At 61.5% G+C, this 15,552-nt stretch carries 8 protein-coding genes; all 8 read left to right on the top strand.

The annotated features are described in order from the left end of the window. Positions 1-138 precede the first annotated feature (138 nt). The 8 genes from B5E62_RS03565 to B5E62_RS03530 all read left to right on the top strand — a co-directional run bounded on the left by B5E62_RS03565 (position 139) and on the right by B5E62_RS03530 (position 15,493). Complete coding sequence (locus B5E62_RS03565; RefSeq protein ID WP_002576343.1) at positions 139-831, top strand: hypothetical protein; 693 nt, start codon at positions 139-141, stop codon at positions 829-831. Then, positions 812-2,911, top strand: a complete 2,100-nt coding sequence (locus tag B5E62_RS03560; RefSeq protein WP_002576342.1) for a type IA DNA topoisomerase — start codon at positions 812-814, stop codon at positions 2,909-2,911. Before B5E62_RS03565 ends, B5E62_RS03560 begins: the two co-directional genes overlap by 20 nt. Further along, positions 2,908-3,189 carry a hypothetical protein gene (locus tag B5E62_RS03555; protein WP_002576341.1) on the top strand — a complete coding sequence of 94 codons (282 nt, stop codon included), beginning with the start codon at positions 2,908-2,910 and terminating at the stop codon, positions 3,187-3,189. The genes B5E62_RS03560 and B5E62_RS03555 overlap by 4 nt, the downstream gene beginning before the upstream one ends. A 2-nt stretch (positions 3,190-3,191) precedes the next feature. Further along, the gene (locus B5E62_RS03550) at positions 3,192-6,140 is read left to right on the top strand and encodes an LPD16 domain-containing protein (RefSeq protein ID WP_002576340.1); all 2,949 of its coding nucleotides are present in this window, start codon (positions 3,192-3,194) and stop codon (positions 6,138-6,140) included. A 1-nt stretch (position 6,141) separates the two neighbouring features. After that, on the top strand, positions 6,142-6,357 hold the full coding sequence (locus B5E62_RS03545; RefSeq protein ID WP_002576339.1) for a transposon-transfer assisting family protein: 216 nt from the start codon (positions 6,142-6,144) through the stop codon (positions 6,355-6,357). Between the two features lie 76 nt (positions 6,358-6,433). After that, the gene (locus B5E62_RS03540) at positions 6,434-14,074 is read left to right on the top strand and encodes an SNF2-related protein (protein WP_087173336.1); all 7,641 of its coding nucleotides are present in this window, start codon (positions 6,434-6,436) and stop codon (positions 14,072-14,074) included. 1 nt (position 14,075) lies between these two features. Next, positions 14,076-15,152, top strand: a complete 1,077-nt coding sequence (locus tag B5E62_RS17720) for a DUF3849 domain-containing protein (RefSeq protein ID WP_002576335.1) — start codon at positions 14,076-14,078, stop codon at positions 15,150-15,152. Beyond that, a complete protein-coding gene (locus B5E62_RS03530; RefSeq protein WP_002576334.1) occupies positions 15,149-15,493 on the top strand; it encodes a plasmid mobilization protein in 345 nt (114 codons plus the stop codon). The genes B5E62_RS17720 and B5E62_RS03530 overlap by 4 nt, the downstream gene beginning before the upstream one ends. Positions 15,494-15,552: the final 59 nt, after the last annotated feature.

Raw genomic sequence — 15,552 nt, 5'->3', positions numbered from 1 at the left:
GAAGGCAGCTTCCCGTCCTCCCTCTTTATCTCCCGGCCCCCCCTGCTATGGCTGCGGAACCTACCGCCCCGGCCAGCCCTGCGTGGGCTTCTGCCACAAAGAACTGACTGCGTGGCTGCGCGAAAGGAGAAAAGCAAAATGAATTATTTTATCCAATTTCTCATTGTGTTCGACCTGATCTGCTTCGGCGTCTACTTTGGCGGCGACATCGTTTGCACGGCGCTCGCCAAGGTGCGCAAAAAGACAGACGAAGAAGAATTTGAAATCTACAAAGTGGAGGACGATACAGACACCTCCAAACCGGCGCTGTCCATCGACGCCATCCGCCACTTGTTCCGCGGCGAGGTCCACGATTTTGTCTGCAACAAACTTCTGCCCAGCGGGCAGGAAACCCTTTCCGCTCTGACCGAGCCGGAGCAGACAGCGGCCCGGTTCCTGTTCTGCGCCTTGATCGGCTATCTCAAAGAGGAAGCCCCGAAGGATGAGCAGAGCTTCCCGATGGTGATGGAGATGCTGAACTATGCCGAGGGCGCGAAAGAGGACGGCGACAAGGACGTGATCGACATTCTGATGGAGGAAACCGCCGCCCGGACACATCTGCGCGAGGAATATTTCAGCGATTACCGCCGTTACCAGCTCATGCAGGTGGATAAGACGCGGGTGCTGCTGGCCTGCCGTGTCATCATCAACGACCTGCTGGGAAAGCTGTACCGCTATGATTACAACGTCGGTTATGACTGCCTTCTGGACGATGGCAACAGCGTTTCCAGAAAACTGAAAAAATCCAACGAAGAAATGGAGGTAGAGGAAGATGCGATTGGTGATCGCTGAGAAGCCCTCTGTGGCAAAATCCCTGGCCGCCGTGCTGGGCGCTGCTACCCGCAAAGACGGCTACCTGGAGGGCGGCGGCTGGCTGGTGAGCTGGTGCCTGGGGCACCTGGCCGGGCTGGCGGACGCCGCCACCTACAACCCCGACTACGCCAAGTGGCGCTATGATGACCTGCCCATTTTGCCGGAGTCCTGGCGCTTCACCATCGCCAAAGACAAGCGGGATCAGTTCGATGTGCTGCGCACCCTGCTGCGGCGGGAGGACGTGACCGAGGTAGTCAACGCCTGCGACGCCGGGCGCGAGGGCGAGCTGATTTTCCGCACGGTCTACTGCCTGGCGGGCTGCCAGAAGCCCATGAAACGGCTGTGGATTTCCAGCATGGAGGATTCCGCCATCCGGGAGGGCTTTGCCAACCTGCGCCCCGGCGCGGACTATGACGGGCTGCACCAGGCGGCCCTCTGCCGGGCCAAGGCCGACTGGCTGGTGGGTATCAACGCCACCCGACTGTTCTCGGTGCTGTACCACCGCACCCTCAATATCGGGCGGGTCATGTCCCCGACGCTGGCCCTCATCGTCCAGCGGGAGGCAGAGATCGACGCCTTCAAGCCGGTGCCGTTCTATTCTGTGGCTCTGGACCTGCCCGGTTTTACCGCTGCCAGCGCCCGCATGGACAAAAAAGCCGATGCCGAACAGCTGAAAACTGCCTGCCAGGGCGGTACGGTGACGGTCAAGCAGGTGGAGCGCAGGGACAAATCCGAGAAGCCGCCCGCCCTCTATGACCTCACCACTCTCCAGCGGGACGCCAACCGCCTGCTGGGGTTCACGGCGCAGCAGACACTGGACTACCTGCAAAACCTCTATGAAAAGAAGCTCTGCACCTATCCCCGGACGGACAGCCGCTACCTGACCTCCGACATGGCCGAGGGCCTGCCGGTGCTGGTGAATTTGGTCGCCAACGCCATGCCGTTTCGCAAAGGCATCGCCATTTCCTGCGATGCGGCGGCGGTCATCCACGACAAGAAAGTGACCGACCACCATGCGGTGATCCCCACCCGGAACATCCGCGAGGCGGATCTGTCCGCTCTGCCGGTGGGTGAACGGGCCATTCTGGAGCTGGTGGCGCTGCGGCTGCTGTGCGCGGTGGCCCCGCCCTATAACTTTGCAGAAACCGCCGTTGTTGTGGACTGCGCTGGTGCGGAGTTTACCGCCAAAGGCCGCACGGTGAAGCAGCCCGGCTGGCGGGCGCTGGACGCCGCCTACCGGGCCAGCATGAAAAATGTGGAACCGGACGGCAATTCCGAGGACAAGGCCCTGCCGGAACTAACCGAGGGCCAGGCGCTGCCGGTTGCCGGTGCCGCCGTCAAGGAGGGCAAGACCACCCCGCCCAAGCACTTCACTGAGGATACCTTACTCTCTGCGATGGAGACTGCCGGAAAAGACGATATGCCGGAGGACGCCGAGCGCAAGGGGCTGGGCACCCCCGCCACCCGCGCCGGAATTTTAGAGAAATTGGTGTCCACCGGCTTCCTGGAACGCAAAAAGAGCAAGAAAACCGTGCAGCTTTTGCCGTCCCACGATGCCATTTCCCTGATTACCGTCCTGCCGGAGCAACTGCAATCCCCGCTGCTGACCGCTGAGTGGGAGTACCGGCTGGGCGAGATCGAGCGCGGCGAGCTGGCCCCGGAGGACTTCATGGCTGAGATCACCGCCATGCTGAAGGAGCTGGTGGGAACTTATCAGGTCATCAAGGGCAGCGAGTACCTGTTTGCCCCGCCCCGCGAGGTGGTGGGCAAATGCCCCCGCTGCGGCGGTGAAATTGCAGAAATGCAAAAAGGCTTCTTCTGTCAGGACCAATCTTGCAAATTTGCGATCTGGAAGAACAACAACTGGTGGGCAGCGAAGCGCAAACAACCCACCAAGGCCATTGTGGCGGCGCTGCTGAAAGATGGCCGCGCCCATGTGACCGGGCTGTACTCCGAGAAAAGCGGCAAGACCTACGACGCCACCGTGGTGCTGGAAGATACCGGCCAGTACGTCAACTTCAAGCTGGAATTTGACCGGCAGAAAGGCGGCGGCAAATGAAACTGAGTTTGTATGAACAGGAAACGATTATCCTCTACAACCAGGCCGAGGCCACCGCCGAGGTCTATTCCCACGACCCGCGCCTGCTGGAAAAGCTGCGGCGGCTGGCGGAAAAATACCCGGACCAGATCGTGAAAAAGGACCGTCAGACCTTTACGGTGCCCAAACGCTGCGTATCGGTGCGGGAGCCGTACAGCGCCGAGCGCCGCAAGGCCGCCAGCGAACGGGCCAAGGCCGCCGGGTACAAACCACCCGTCACGAAAGCGGGCGGCAAGTAAGCATGGGCGAGAGCGTCTTTGAAGTCGTAAAACAGTCCGTCACCGCCAGAGAGGCGGCGGAGCTTTACGGCATCGCAGTGGGGCGCGGCGGTATGGCCTGCTGCCCCTTCCACGATGACCGCCACCCCAGCATGAAGGTGGACACCCGTTTCCACTGTTTTGGCTGCGGCGCAGACGGCGATGTGATCGACTTCACCGCCCGGCTCTATGACCTGTCCCCCAAGGGGGCCGCTGAAAAGCTGGCCCAGGATTTTGGCCTTTCTTATGACAGCAAGGCCCCGATCCGGCGAAGTTATGTCCGGCAGAAAACCGAGGCGCAGGTGCGGAAAGAAAAACGAGAACACGGCTGGCGCGTCCTGACGGACTACTATCACTTGCTCCGAAAATGGGAGGCCGACTATTCCCCCAAGACGGCGGACGAGGACCCGCACCCGCGCTTTTTGGAGGCCGTCCAAAAAAAAGACTACATGGGCTATCTGCTGGACACCTTTCTCGACAGCAGCACCGAGGAACAGGACCAGTGGATCGCAGAACACACCGCTGAAATTTCGGCCATAGAAGGGAGAGTGAACATCATGGCTGACAAACCCACCAACCGGGAACGGTTGCAGCAAATCACGGCGGGCATTGAACAGGGCATCAAGGAGCTGTTCGAGAGCGAAAAGTATATGCGCTACCTGTCTGTGATGTCCCGGTTCCACCGCTATTCCGTCAACAACACCATGCTCATCTATATGCAGAAGCCGGACGCCACGCTGGTAGCCGGATATAACAAGTGGAAAAATCAGTTTGAGCGCCATGTGAAAAAGGGTGAGCATGGTATTACCATCATCGCGCCAACGCCGTTCAAGAAAAAGATCGAGGAACAGAAGTTGGACCCGGACACCAAAGCCCCCATCCTGGATGCAGAGGGCAAGGCGGTCATGGAGGAACGGGAAGTTGAGATCCCCATGTTCCGCCCGGTGAAGGTGTTTGATGTGAGCCAGACGGACGGCAAGCCCCTGCCGGAGCTGGCGTCCTCCCTGTCCGGGAATGTCCAGAACTACGAGGCTTTCATGGAGGCCCTGCGCCGGTCCGCGCCGGTGCCGCTCTCCGTGGAGCCGATGGCCGCCAACATGGACGGGTATTTCTCGCCGGACCAGCAGCGCATCGCCATCCGGGCAGGCATGAGCGAGGTGCAGACCGTTTCCGCCGCCGTCCATGAGATCGCCCACAGCAAGCTGCACAACTACGCCAAGGCCCAGGAGGAAGCGGCCAGGGCCGGTGATAAGGAGCCGCCCAAGAAGAAAGACCGCAACACCGAGGAGGTGGAGGCCGAGAGCATTTCCTATGCCGTCTGCCAGTATTACGGTATCCAGACCGGCGAGAACAGCTTCGGCTACATCGCCAACTGGAGCCAGGGTAAGGAGCTACCGGAGCTGCGGGCCAGTCTGGAGACCATCAACAAGGCGGCCGGGGAACTGATCGCGGACATTGACCGGCACTATAAGGTTATCTGCAAGGAGCGCGGTATTGACCTGGCCGCCCAGTCGGAACAGACAGTGCCGCAGCAGGAAGCCGCATCGGAGGCGGAGGTCCCCATGCAGGCTCCCGCCCGCCATGCTTACAAGCTCCACAGCAATTTTGAGCGTACCTCACCGGCAGACAGTACCTATATCCAGGAATATACCGTTGCGGATGATTTATCCCTTATCCCCGGAGAGGTACTTTATGCGGGAACCTATGACGAGTGTGTAAAACTGCACAACGCCCTTCAAGATGGCAGTATGACGGCTGAGCAGGTCAAGGCCCAGGCGCAGGCGGAAAAGCTCTATGAGTTGGACGGACGGCTGTACCTCCACGTCCAGCCCTGTGACGGCGGTTATGACTACACTATCTACGACAAGGGCACAATGCGGGCATTGGACGGCGGCCAGCTGGACGCCCCGGAGCTGCCCCTGTCCACCGCCGCGCTGAAAATCTGCGAGATGCACGACATGGGCGGCCAATCCATTCAGTATGCGCCGCTGTCCATGATCGAAACTTTGCAGGAGGCGGCTGTCCAGCAGATGCAGGCAGCGGCCCAGGCCGCCGCCCCGGAAACTACCATGCTGCCGGACGCCCCGGAGCAGCACCTGGACGAGTACCCCATGCCGGACCCCACGCTGACCCAGGACGATTTGGAAAAGAGCGGCTATCTGGACGGGGACCTTCTGCCCCTCTCCAAAGAGCGGGCCTATGAGCTGATGGAGCGCGACCTGACCGTTTATATCGTCCAGCAGGGTGAGAATCCGGCGATGGCTTTTGATACCACCGACCTGGACGCCTACGACGGGATCTTCGCCGTCACCCGCGAGGAATGGGAGGAAAGCCCGGCTTTCGATGCTCAGGTCAAGGAGCGCATGGACCACCAGCAGGAACGGGAGCAGGCGTTCCTCGATCACAAGGGCGACTGCTTCGCTATTTATCAGGTGAAGCACACCGACGAGTTGCGGGACATCCGCTATGAGGGGCTGGAATGGCTCAAGTCCATCGGGCAGACGGCGCAGCGGGACAACTACGATCTAGTCTACACCGCGCCGCTGCTGCCCTCCGATTTGAAGGGCGATACTGCCGAACAGCTTTTTTACCGCTTCAACAATGAACACCCCGCCGACTACCGTCACCCGTCCATGAGCGTCAGCGACATCGTTGCCATCAAGCGGGACGGCAAGGTATCCTGTCACTACTGCGACAGCTTCGGCTTTGCCGAGGTTCCCGGCTTCCTGCCGGACAACCCGCTGAAAAATGCGGAAATGGCCGTGGAGGATGACTACGGCATGATCGACGGCATTCTCAACAACGGCCAGCGGCAGCCGCCCCAACGGGAGTTGCCGGAAAAACGGAAGTCCGTTGTGGAGCAGCTGAAAAGCCAGCCCAAACCCGAACATAAAAAGACAGCGCCCAAAAAGAGCGCGGAAAGGGAGATCTGATATGAACGCTTTGACTTTTGAGGAAACCAACCTGCTGTGCATCTACAACCCCGGCACCCGCCAGGGGGCCATCGAGGCCCTGACCGAGATGCGCGGCCACTTGCAGGCGGACGAGGACGAGCTGCTGGCCCTGACCGACAGTACCCTCGCCAAGCTGCGCGCCATGACCGACGCCGAGTTTGACGAGCTGGAGCTGTACCCGGATTTTGATGAATAACACACTGTTTTGACCCGCAGGGCGGCCACCGTGCCGCCCTGCTTTTATATAAGACCAGGAAGGAGGACAGAATCCCATGCCAACCAAAGCAGAACAATACGCGCAGATGGCCGACCAGGTGGCGCGGCAGCTCACCGGCAGCTGGCAGGAGTGGGCGGGCTTTCTCACCACCGCCGCCCGCCTCTACAAATATCCGTTCCATGAACAGCTGATGATCTACGCCCAGCGCCCGGACGCTACCGCCTGCGCCGAGTACGACCTGTGGAACAACCGCATGGGCCGGTATGTGCGGCGCGGGTCCAAGGGCATCGCCCTGGTGGATGATTCCGGGGACCGGCCCCGACTGCGGTATGTATTCGACATTTCCGACACCGGCACCCGTGAACACTCCCGCACCCCCTGGCTGTGGACGATGAACGAGGAACACACCGCGCCGGTCATGGCGATGCTGGAACGCAACTATGATGTGAGCGGCGGCGACCTGGCCCAGCAGCTGGCCGATGTGGCCGCCAAGCTGGCGGAGGAATACTGGGCCGACCACCGGCGGGATATTCTCCCTATCGTTGACGGTTCCTTTTTGGAAGAGTACGATGAGTACAACATCGAAGTCCAGTTCAAATCCACCGCCGCTGTCAGCATCACCTATGCCCTGATGTCCCGCTGTGGGCTGGAGCCGGAGCAGTATTTCAGCCATGAGGATTTCATGGCGATCTTCGACTTCAACACCCCCGCCACCGTGGGGGCGCTGGGCACGGCGGTCAGCCAGATAAACCAGCAGGTACTGCGGCAGATCGGCGTCACCATCCAGAACTATGAGCGCGCCAAGGGCGCGGAAAGGAGTGCCACACATGGAAAACAACCTGACTTACACGAGGAACGGCGATTACCTGATCCCCGACCTGAAGCTGTCCGAACAGCCGGAGAAGCCCCTGGGCAAGTACGGCAGGATGCGCAAAGCGTACCTGAAGGAACACCGGCCCATCCTCTACAACCAGCTGCTGATGAGCGAGAAGCTGTACCCGCACCTTCGGGAGATCGACGAGACCGCGAACAGCCGTCTGGAGCAGATGATGCCCCGGCTGGCGGAGGCAGCGGGCGCGACGGAGCAGCTGAAAGCCAGCGACCCCATGCAGTGGGTGGGCCTGATGAACACCTGCAAGGCCCAGGCGGAGGAGATCCTGCTGGCGGAACTTATCAACAGCTGACCTTAAACCTGTTCCTCTCCGAAGCGGAACAAATCCATAAAATCGACGAAGCAGAGAGTGTGAAAACGCCCTCTGCTTTTTCTATGCCCAAACCCGCTGCGCAGGCGGAACCTGTGCGCCGGGCGCTGACCCAGGCGGAGATCGACGCCGCCATCCAGGAATGGAACGGCAATATTGAAAGTAAGCACGCGGTTGTCCGCTACATGAAGGACCATGCCCGTGAAAAGGATACCGCCGCCTGGCTGCGGCAGGAGTACGGCGATGATCTCCCGGCCCTGCCTGTGACGGTGGACGGCGCGGCGGGCGACGTGCCCTGGCCCAAGGTGCAGCGCCGGATCGTCCAGCTCATCAAGGAAGATCGGTTCTACACCGAGGCGGAGCAGGACCGATTTGACAACATCGACTCCATCGCCATCCGGGAGGCCCTGGCCGAGCGCGGCATCGTGAACGGCCAGGTGGTGGACCCGGAAAAGCTGGACAGTGATCCATTCATCCGGCAGGTCATGCGGGATGTGGAGGCCGTCGCAACCGAGGAACAGGCCGAGGCAGCGGCAAAGCCGCCTGTGCCGGACTTATCCGGCCAGCCCGTCACCCGCGAGGGCGACACCCTCACCATTGGCAGCGGCGAACCCACCCATGAGATCGACATCACGGTGTCGGACGAGGAATATGCCGCCATCCGGGGCACCATCCCGGAGCGCACCGCCTACGATCCGTCCGCCCCGGTTTACAATGTGGGCAATACCGTCTATCTGGATGACCGCGCCCATCAAATTACCGAACTGCGGGAGGATACGGTGCAGCTGCTGCCCACCGGCATGAGCTATCCCATCTACCGGGTCGAGAGCCGGGAGCGGTTCGAGCAGCTTTTGCGGGCAGACAACCGCAACGACTTCTACACCGAGTTCCTGCCCGTCAACCCTGACACGGCGGACCAGGACCTGCGGGACGTGCTGGCCCACGGCCTGATCGGCGCGCCGAACAAGGCGGAGCTTTCCGAACTGCTGCGCACCGGCAAGAGCAACCGGGAGGTCGCCCTGTGGCTGAGCCGGGCCTATCCTGACATCATCGAGACGATGGAGCTGGAGACCGGCGATACCGCCGACTACCGAACCATACCCGAAGGCATCGAGCTGGAAGTGCTGGACGCGGACGAGAAGCGACTGGCCATGCTGTTCTTCCGCTGGGATGAGGTTGCACCGCTGCTGCGCGGGCTATATGCCCGCCAGCTGGACGGCTTTGTGCAGGAGCAGGATGAACCGTATATGGAAGCCCCTGCCGCCGTGGAAGAACCTGCCGAAACCGCCAAGCCCATTGAAGAAGCTGCTGAGGCACCGGCGTTCCACTCCGAGACGGTGGCCGTCTACCCCGGTGACAAAAACGGACTTCCCTATGACGTGGTGGTGGAACGGCTGCACGTTGACCGGCCGGAACCCACGCCGCCTGAACCGACGCCGGACACGCAGCCGGAGGAAAAGCCGGATCACCCGGTCGCCATCCCGGTGAACGGTGAGTGGCAGACTTTCCCCAACCAGAGGGCAGCCGAACAGGCGGCCTATCAGGAGTACCGGGACAACCTGCGCCGCAACGCCGAGAACTTCCGCATCACCGACGACCATCTGGGCGAGGGCGGCCCCAAGGCCAAGTACCAGGCCAATGTGGCGGCGATCAAGCTGCTGAAATATCTGGAAGAGACCACCGGGCAGGCCACGCCGGAACAGCAGGAGGTATTGTCCCGCTATGTGGGCTGGGGCGGCGTGGCGGATGCCTTTGACCCGGACAAACCCGCGTGGGATGCCGAGTATTCGGAACTGAAAGAACTGCTGACCCCAGAGAAATACGCTGCGGCGCGGGCCTCCACCCTCAACGCCCACTATACCAGCCCCACCGTCATCCGCGCCATCTATGAGGCCGTGGAGCAGATGGGCTTCCGCACCGGCAACATTCTGGAACCGTCCTGCGGCGTGGGTAATTTCTTCGGGATGCTGCCGGAGAGCATGGCCGGGAGCAGGCTGTACGGCGTGGAGCTGGATTCCATCAGCGGGCGGATTGCCCAGCAGCTCTACCCCAAGGCTAACATCACCGTGGCGGGCTTTGAGACCACCGACCGGCGGGACTTCTATGACCTTGCCATCGGTAACGTCCCTTTCGGCCAGTACCAGGTGAACGACAAAGCCTACAACAAGCTGGGCTTCAACATCCACAACTACTTTTTTGCCAAGGCGCTGGACCAGGTGCGCCCCGGCGGCGTGGTGGCCTTTGTCACCAGCCGCTACACAATGGACGCCAAGGATTCCACCGTGCGCCGGTATCTGGCCCAGCGGGCCGAGCTGCTGGGGGCGATCCGCCTGCCCAACAACGCTTTCCGCGCCAATGCCGGGACCGATGTGGTGTCCGACATCCTGTTTCTGCAAAAGCGGGACCGCCCGCTGGACATCGCCCCGGACTGGACCCAAACCGGCCGGACCGAGGAAGGCTTCACGGTCAACCAGTATTTTCTGGATCACCCGGAGATGGTGCTGGGGCGGCCCACCGCCGAAAGCACCCAATACGGCAAACAGGATTACACCGTGGCCCCCATCGAGGGGCTGGAGCTGGCCGATCAGCTGCACGATGCCGTGAAGTACATTCGCGGCACCTACCAGGAGGCCGCGCTGCCGGAGCTGGGCGAGGGCGAGGACATCGACGAATCCCTCCCGGCTGACCCCAATGTGAAGAACTACTCCTACACGGTGGTGGACGGCGCGGTGTACTTCCGGGAAAACAGCCGCATGGTGCGCCCCGACCTGAACGCCACCGCCGAGGCCCGCGTCAAAGGGCTGGTGGGGCTGCGGGATTGTGTGCAGCGGCTCATCGACCTGGAGATGGACGCCGCCGCGCCGGATGCCGACATCCGGGCGCAGATAGCCGAACTGAACCGCCGCTATGACGATTTTTCCGCCAAGTACGGACTTATCAATGACCGGGCGAACCGGCTGGCCTTTGCCGATGACAGCAGCTATTACCTGCTCTGTGCCCTGGAGGTGCTGGACGAGGATGGCCGGTTGGAGCGCAAGGCAGATATGTTCACCAAACGCACGATCAAGCCACATGAGGCCGTCACCACCGTAGACACCGCCTCCGAGGCCCTGGCGGTCTCCATTTCTGAAAAAGCCTGCGTGGATATGGCCTACATGGAACAGCTCACCGGCAAAACCGGCGAAGAATTGGCTGACGAGCTGCGCGGTGTCATCTTCCGTGTACCGGGCCAGACTGAGCCGGACGGAACGCCCCATTATGTGACCGCCGATGAATACCTCTCCGGCAACGTGCGCCGGAAGCTGCGCCAGGCCCAGCGGGCGGCGGAGCAGGACCCGGCCTTTGCGGTCAACGTGGAGGCCCTGACCGCTGCCCAGCCCAAAGACCTGGACGCTTCCGAGATCGAGGTGCGGTTGGGTGCGACGTGGATCGACAAGGAGTACATCCAGCAATTCATGTACGAGACCTTCGACACGCCTTTTTACCTCCAGCGCAGCATTGAAGCCCACTACACCCCCTTTACGGCGGAATGGCAGATCTCCGGCAAAAATGTCGTGGGGCAAAACAACGTGGCCGCCTATTCGACCTACGGGACCAGCCGCGCCAACGCCTATAAAATCCTCGAAGATTCCCTCAATCTGCGGGATGTGCGTATCTACGACACCGTGGAGGACGCGGACGGCAAGGAACGCCGGGTGCTGAACGCCAAGGAAACCACCCTGGCCGCCCAAAAGCAGCAGGCCATCCGGGATGCTTTCCGCGACTGGATTTGGCGCGACCCGGAACGTCGGCAGGCGCTGGTGCGCCAGTACAATGAGGAAATGAACGCCACCCGCCCCCGCGAATATGATGGCAGCCACATTGTTTTTGGCGGCATGAACCCGGCCATCACCCTGCGGGAACACCAGAAAAACGCCATCGCCCATGTGCTGTACGGCGGCAACACGCTGTTGGCCCATGAGGTGGGCGCGGGCAAGACGTTTGAAATGGTAGGGGCCGCGATGGAGGCCAAACGGCTGGGGCTGTGCCAAAAGAGCTTATTCGTGGTGCCCAACCACCTGACCGAACAGTGGGCTTCGGAGTTCCTGCGTCTGTACCCGTCCGCGAACATCCTGGTGACAACCAAAAAGGACTTCGAGAAGCACAACCGCAAGAAGTTCTGTGCCCGTATTGCCACCGGCGACTACGACGCCATCATCATGGGTCACTCCCAGTTCGAGAAAATCCCCATCAGCAAGGAACGCCAGGAGCGGCTGCTGCATGAGCAGATTTGGGAAATCACCGAGGGTATCGCCGAGGTGGAGGCCAGCGGCGGGGAACGGTTCACCGTCAAGCAGCTGGAACGCACGAAAAAGTCTTTGGAGGCGCGGCTGGAAAAGCTGCAAGCCGAGGACCGCAAGGACGATGTGGTGACGTTTGAACAGCTGGGCGTGGACCGGCTCTTTGTGGACGAGGCGCACAATTATAAAAACCTGTTCCTCTATACAAAAATGCGGAATGTGGCGGGCCTTTCCACTACGGACGCGCAGAAATCCAGCGATATGTTTGCCAAGTGCCGGTACATGGATGAAATCACAGGCGGGCGCGGTGTAGTTTTTGCCACCGGCACGCCGGTTTCCAACAGCATGACCGAGCTTTACACCATGCAGCGGTATCTCCAATATGACCGGCTGCAAGAGCTGGGCATGGCGCACTTTGACTGCTGGGCCAGCCGCTTCGGGGAGACAGTGACCGCTTTGGAGCTTGCCCCGGAAGGGACCGGCTACCGGGCGCGGACCCGCTTCTCCAAGTTCTTCAACCTGCCGGAGCTGATGAACCTGTTCAAAGAGGTGGCAGACATCAAGACCGCCGACCAGCTCCATCTTCCCACCCCGGAGGTAGAATATCACAACATCGTGGCCCAGCCCACCGAACAGCAGCAGGAAATGGTGAAGGCGCTCTCGGAACGCGCTTCCCTGGTACACAGCGGCACGGTGGACCCGTCCCAGGACAATATGCTCAAGATCACCAGCGACGGGCGCAAGCTGGGGCTGGACCAACGGATCATCAACCAGCTGCTGCCGGATGAGCCGGGCACCAAGGTCAATCAATGCGTGGACAATATCATGCAGATTTGGCGGGACGGCGAGGCCGACAAGCTGACCCAGCTGGTGTTCTGCGACATCTCCACGCCCCAGGCCCGGCCTGCCAAAAAGGTAGCGAAGGCGCTGGACAACCCGACCCTCCACGCTTTGGAGGACGCGGTGCCGCTGGACGAGCCGGAACCGGCCTTTACGGTCTACGAGGACATCCGGCAGAAGCTCATCGCTAAAGGTGTGCCCGCCGAGCAGATTGCCTTTATCCATGAGGCCAACACCGAGGTGCGCAAAAAGGAGCTGTTCTCCAAGGTCCGCACCGGCCAGGTGCGCGTCCTGCTGGGCAGCACGGCCAAGATGGGTGCAGGCACCAACGTGCAGGATCGCCTGGTGGCGCTGCATGACCTGGACTGCCCGTGGCGGCCCGGCGACCTGGCCCAGCGAAAGGGCCGCATTGAGCGCCAAGGCAACCAGAACGAGACTGTCCATGTGTACCGCTATGTCACTGAGGGGACGTTTGACGCCTACCTCTGGCAGACGGTGGAAAACAAACAGAAATTCATCAGCCAGATTATGACCTCCAAATCGCCGGTGCGAAGCTGCGACGATGTGGACGAAACCGCGCTGTCCTTTGCCGAGATCAAGGCGCTGTGCGCCGGGGACCCGCGCATCAAGGAACGCATGGACCTGGATGTGGACGTGGCGCGGTTAAAGCTGATGAAGGCCGACCACCAGAGCAAGCAGTACCGCCTGGAGGACCAGCTGCTCAAAACCTTCCCGGAGGAGATCGAGAAAAACAAGGGCTTTATCGCCGGGCTGGAAGCGGATATGGCGACCCTGGCCGCTCATCCTCACCCGGAGGACGGCTTTGCCGGGATGGAAGTCCGTGGCGACACCCTCACCGACAAGGAGAACGCCGGTGCGGCGCTGCTGGACGCCTGCAAGGAGGTCAAAGGGGCCGACCCGGTGCCGGTGGGCAGTTACCGGGGCTTCACTATGTCGGTGTCGTTTGACGCTTTCCGGCAGGAGTATATGCTCCTGCTGAAAGGCCAGATGACCCACCGGGCGACGCTGGGCACAGACCCCCGTGGAAATCTAACCCGTATCGACAATGCGCTCAGTCAGATGCCCCAGCGGCTGGAAGCGGTGAAGAACCAGCTGGACAACCTCTACCAGCAGCAGGCCGCCGCCAAGGCAGAGGTGGGTAAGCCCTTCCCACAGGAGCAGGAGCTGCGGGACAAATCCGCCCGGCTGGCCGAGCTGGATGTACTGCTGAACATGGACGGCCGGGGCCGCCCTGCGCCGGAGGCGGTGCTTGCCAAGAGCAGCCGCCCCTCGGTGCTGGAGGGTCTGAAACGCCCGGTGCCGCCGCGCTGCCCCGAAAAGAAACCCAAACACCACGAACAGGAGGTGCGATAACATGAATACCGACAAAAACACGGCCCTCTATGAGAAGATGGCCGCCGAACAGGACAAGTTCCGGGACTGGCTGAAAAGCCAGCCCCCGGAGGAAATTCTAAAGCATACCTATGAGTACACGGTCCGGGAGGACATCCTGATGGCGATGGAGGAGCTGGATCTGCCCCAAAGCCGGGCCGCCGCGCTGCTGGCGTCGTCGTCCCCGCTGGCCGATGTCTACAAGGAGTTTTCTGACCGGGAGACTTCCTACATGGATGTGGTGCGGGACAGCATCGAGCAGCGGGCCGATGCGGCGCTGGACGCCCAGCGGGAACTGCCGCTCTACCGCCACGACGCCGCCTATGCCCGCGAACAGGGCGACCTGGATTTGTACCGGGCGTCCCGCCGCGCCAACATCGCCTGCAAGGAGGCCATCGAGGCGGCCATTTCGGAACATTACCGGGACAACCGGCTGGACAAGGACGCGGTACCCCAGGTGATCGAGCAGTTCGGCTACACCCGCATCCTCTATGTGCTGGCAAATACCGTGCAGCAGAAAGAGTGGGATGAGCGTTTCAGCCCGGCCAACAAGGCGTGGGCCAGGACGGTGGACATCCCGCCCAACCCGGACGGCTTTGGCGGCGAACGCAACCTGGACTTTGTGGTGGACAGCCACTCCGGCCTGGTCGATCTGTTCTTGAGCCAGGCGCGGCAGGATTATCTGCGGCTCCAGCCGCTGACGCCGGAGGAAATCCGTGCCGAGGCCGCCCGGCTTTTGCAGGAGCTTCGTGCGCCGGGTACACCCAACAGCCCCCACGGCACCCACTACATGGCCCGCGTTTCGCCAGACTTTCTGGCCCGCGCAGGCACCCAGGCCCATGACCAGCTGATGACGCTGCTGCCGTTCCGCAGTCTGGCGATCACCGGCATGAAGGAACTGCCCGGCACCTATGTCACCATCTTGGCCAGCGAGGACCGTTCCAAAGAGCTGCGCCAGCGCCGCCCCTCGGTCCGCCGCCAGCTGAAACAGGAGCCGCGCCCCGCTGAAAAGCCGGAGAAAAAATCCCCCATCTATAAGAAAAAGGAGCCGGAGCGATGAGCGCCCCCAAGCGCAAGCGGGAGGTGCAGCTGAACTTCCGGGTCTCGCCGGAAGAACTGGCGTTGATCGAACAGAAGATGGCCCAGCTGGGAACAACGAACCGGGAAGCCTACCTGCGCAAGATGGCCTTGGACGGTTATGTGGTGCGCCTGGAACTGCCGGAGCTGAAGGAGTTGGTGTCCCTGATGCGCTATTCCAGCAACAACTTAAACCAGCTGGCCCGCCGTGCGCATGAAACCGGGCGCATTTACGACGCCGACCTGGAGGATATATCCCGGAGGCAGGAGGCTTTGTGGGATGGGGTGCATCAGGTATTGACCCAGCTGGCAAAGCTGTCGTGACAGGGGCATACGCCCCGGCTGTGAGGGAGGTCCGGCGCGTGCAGACTGCATCGCCGGGC

The organism is Lachnoclostridium sp. An118 (genome assembly GCF_002160985.1).
Lineage (GTDB): Bacteria > Bacillota > Clostridia > Lachnospirales > Lachnospiraceae > Claveliimonas > Claveliimonas stercoravium.
This window is presented reverse-complemented; position numbering and strand designations above follow the sequence as displayed.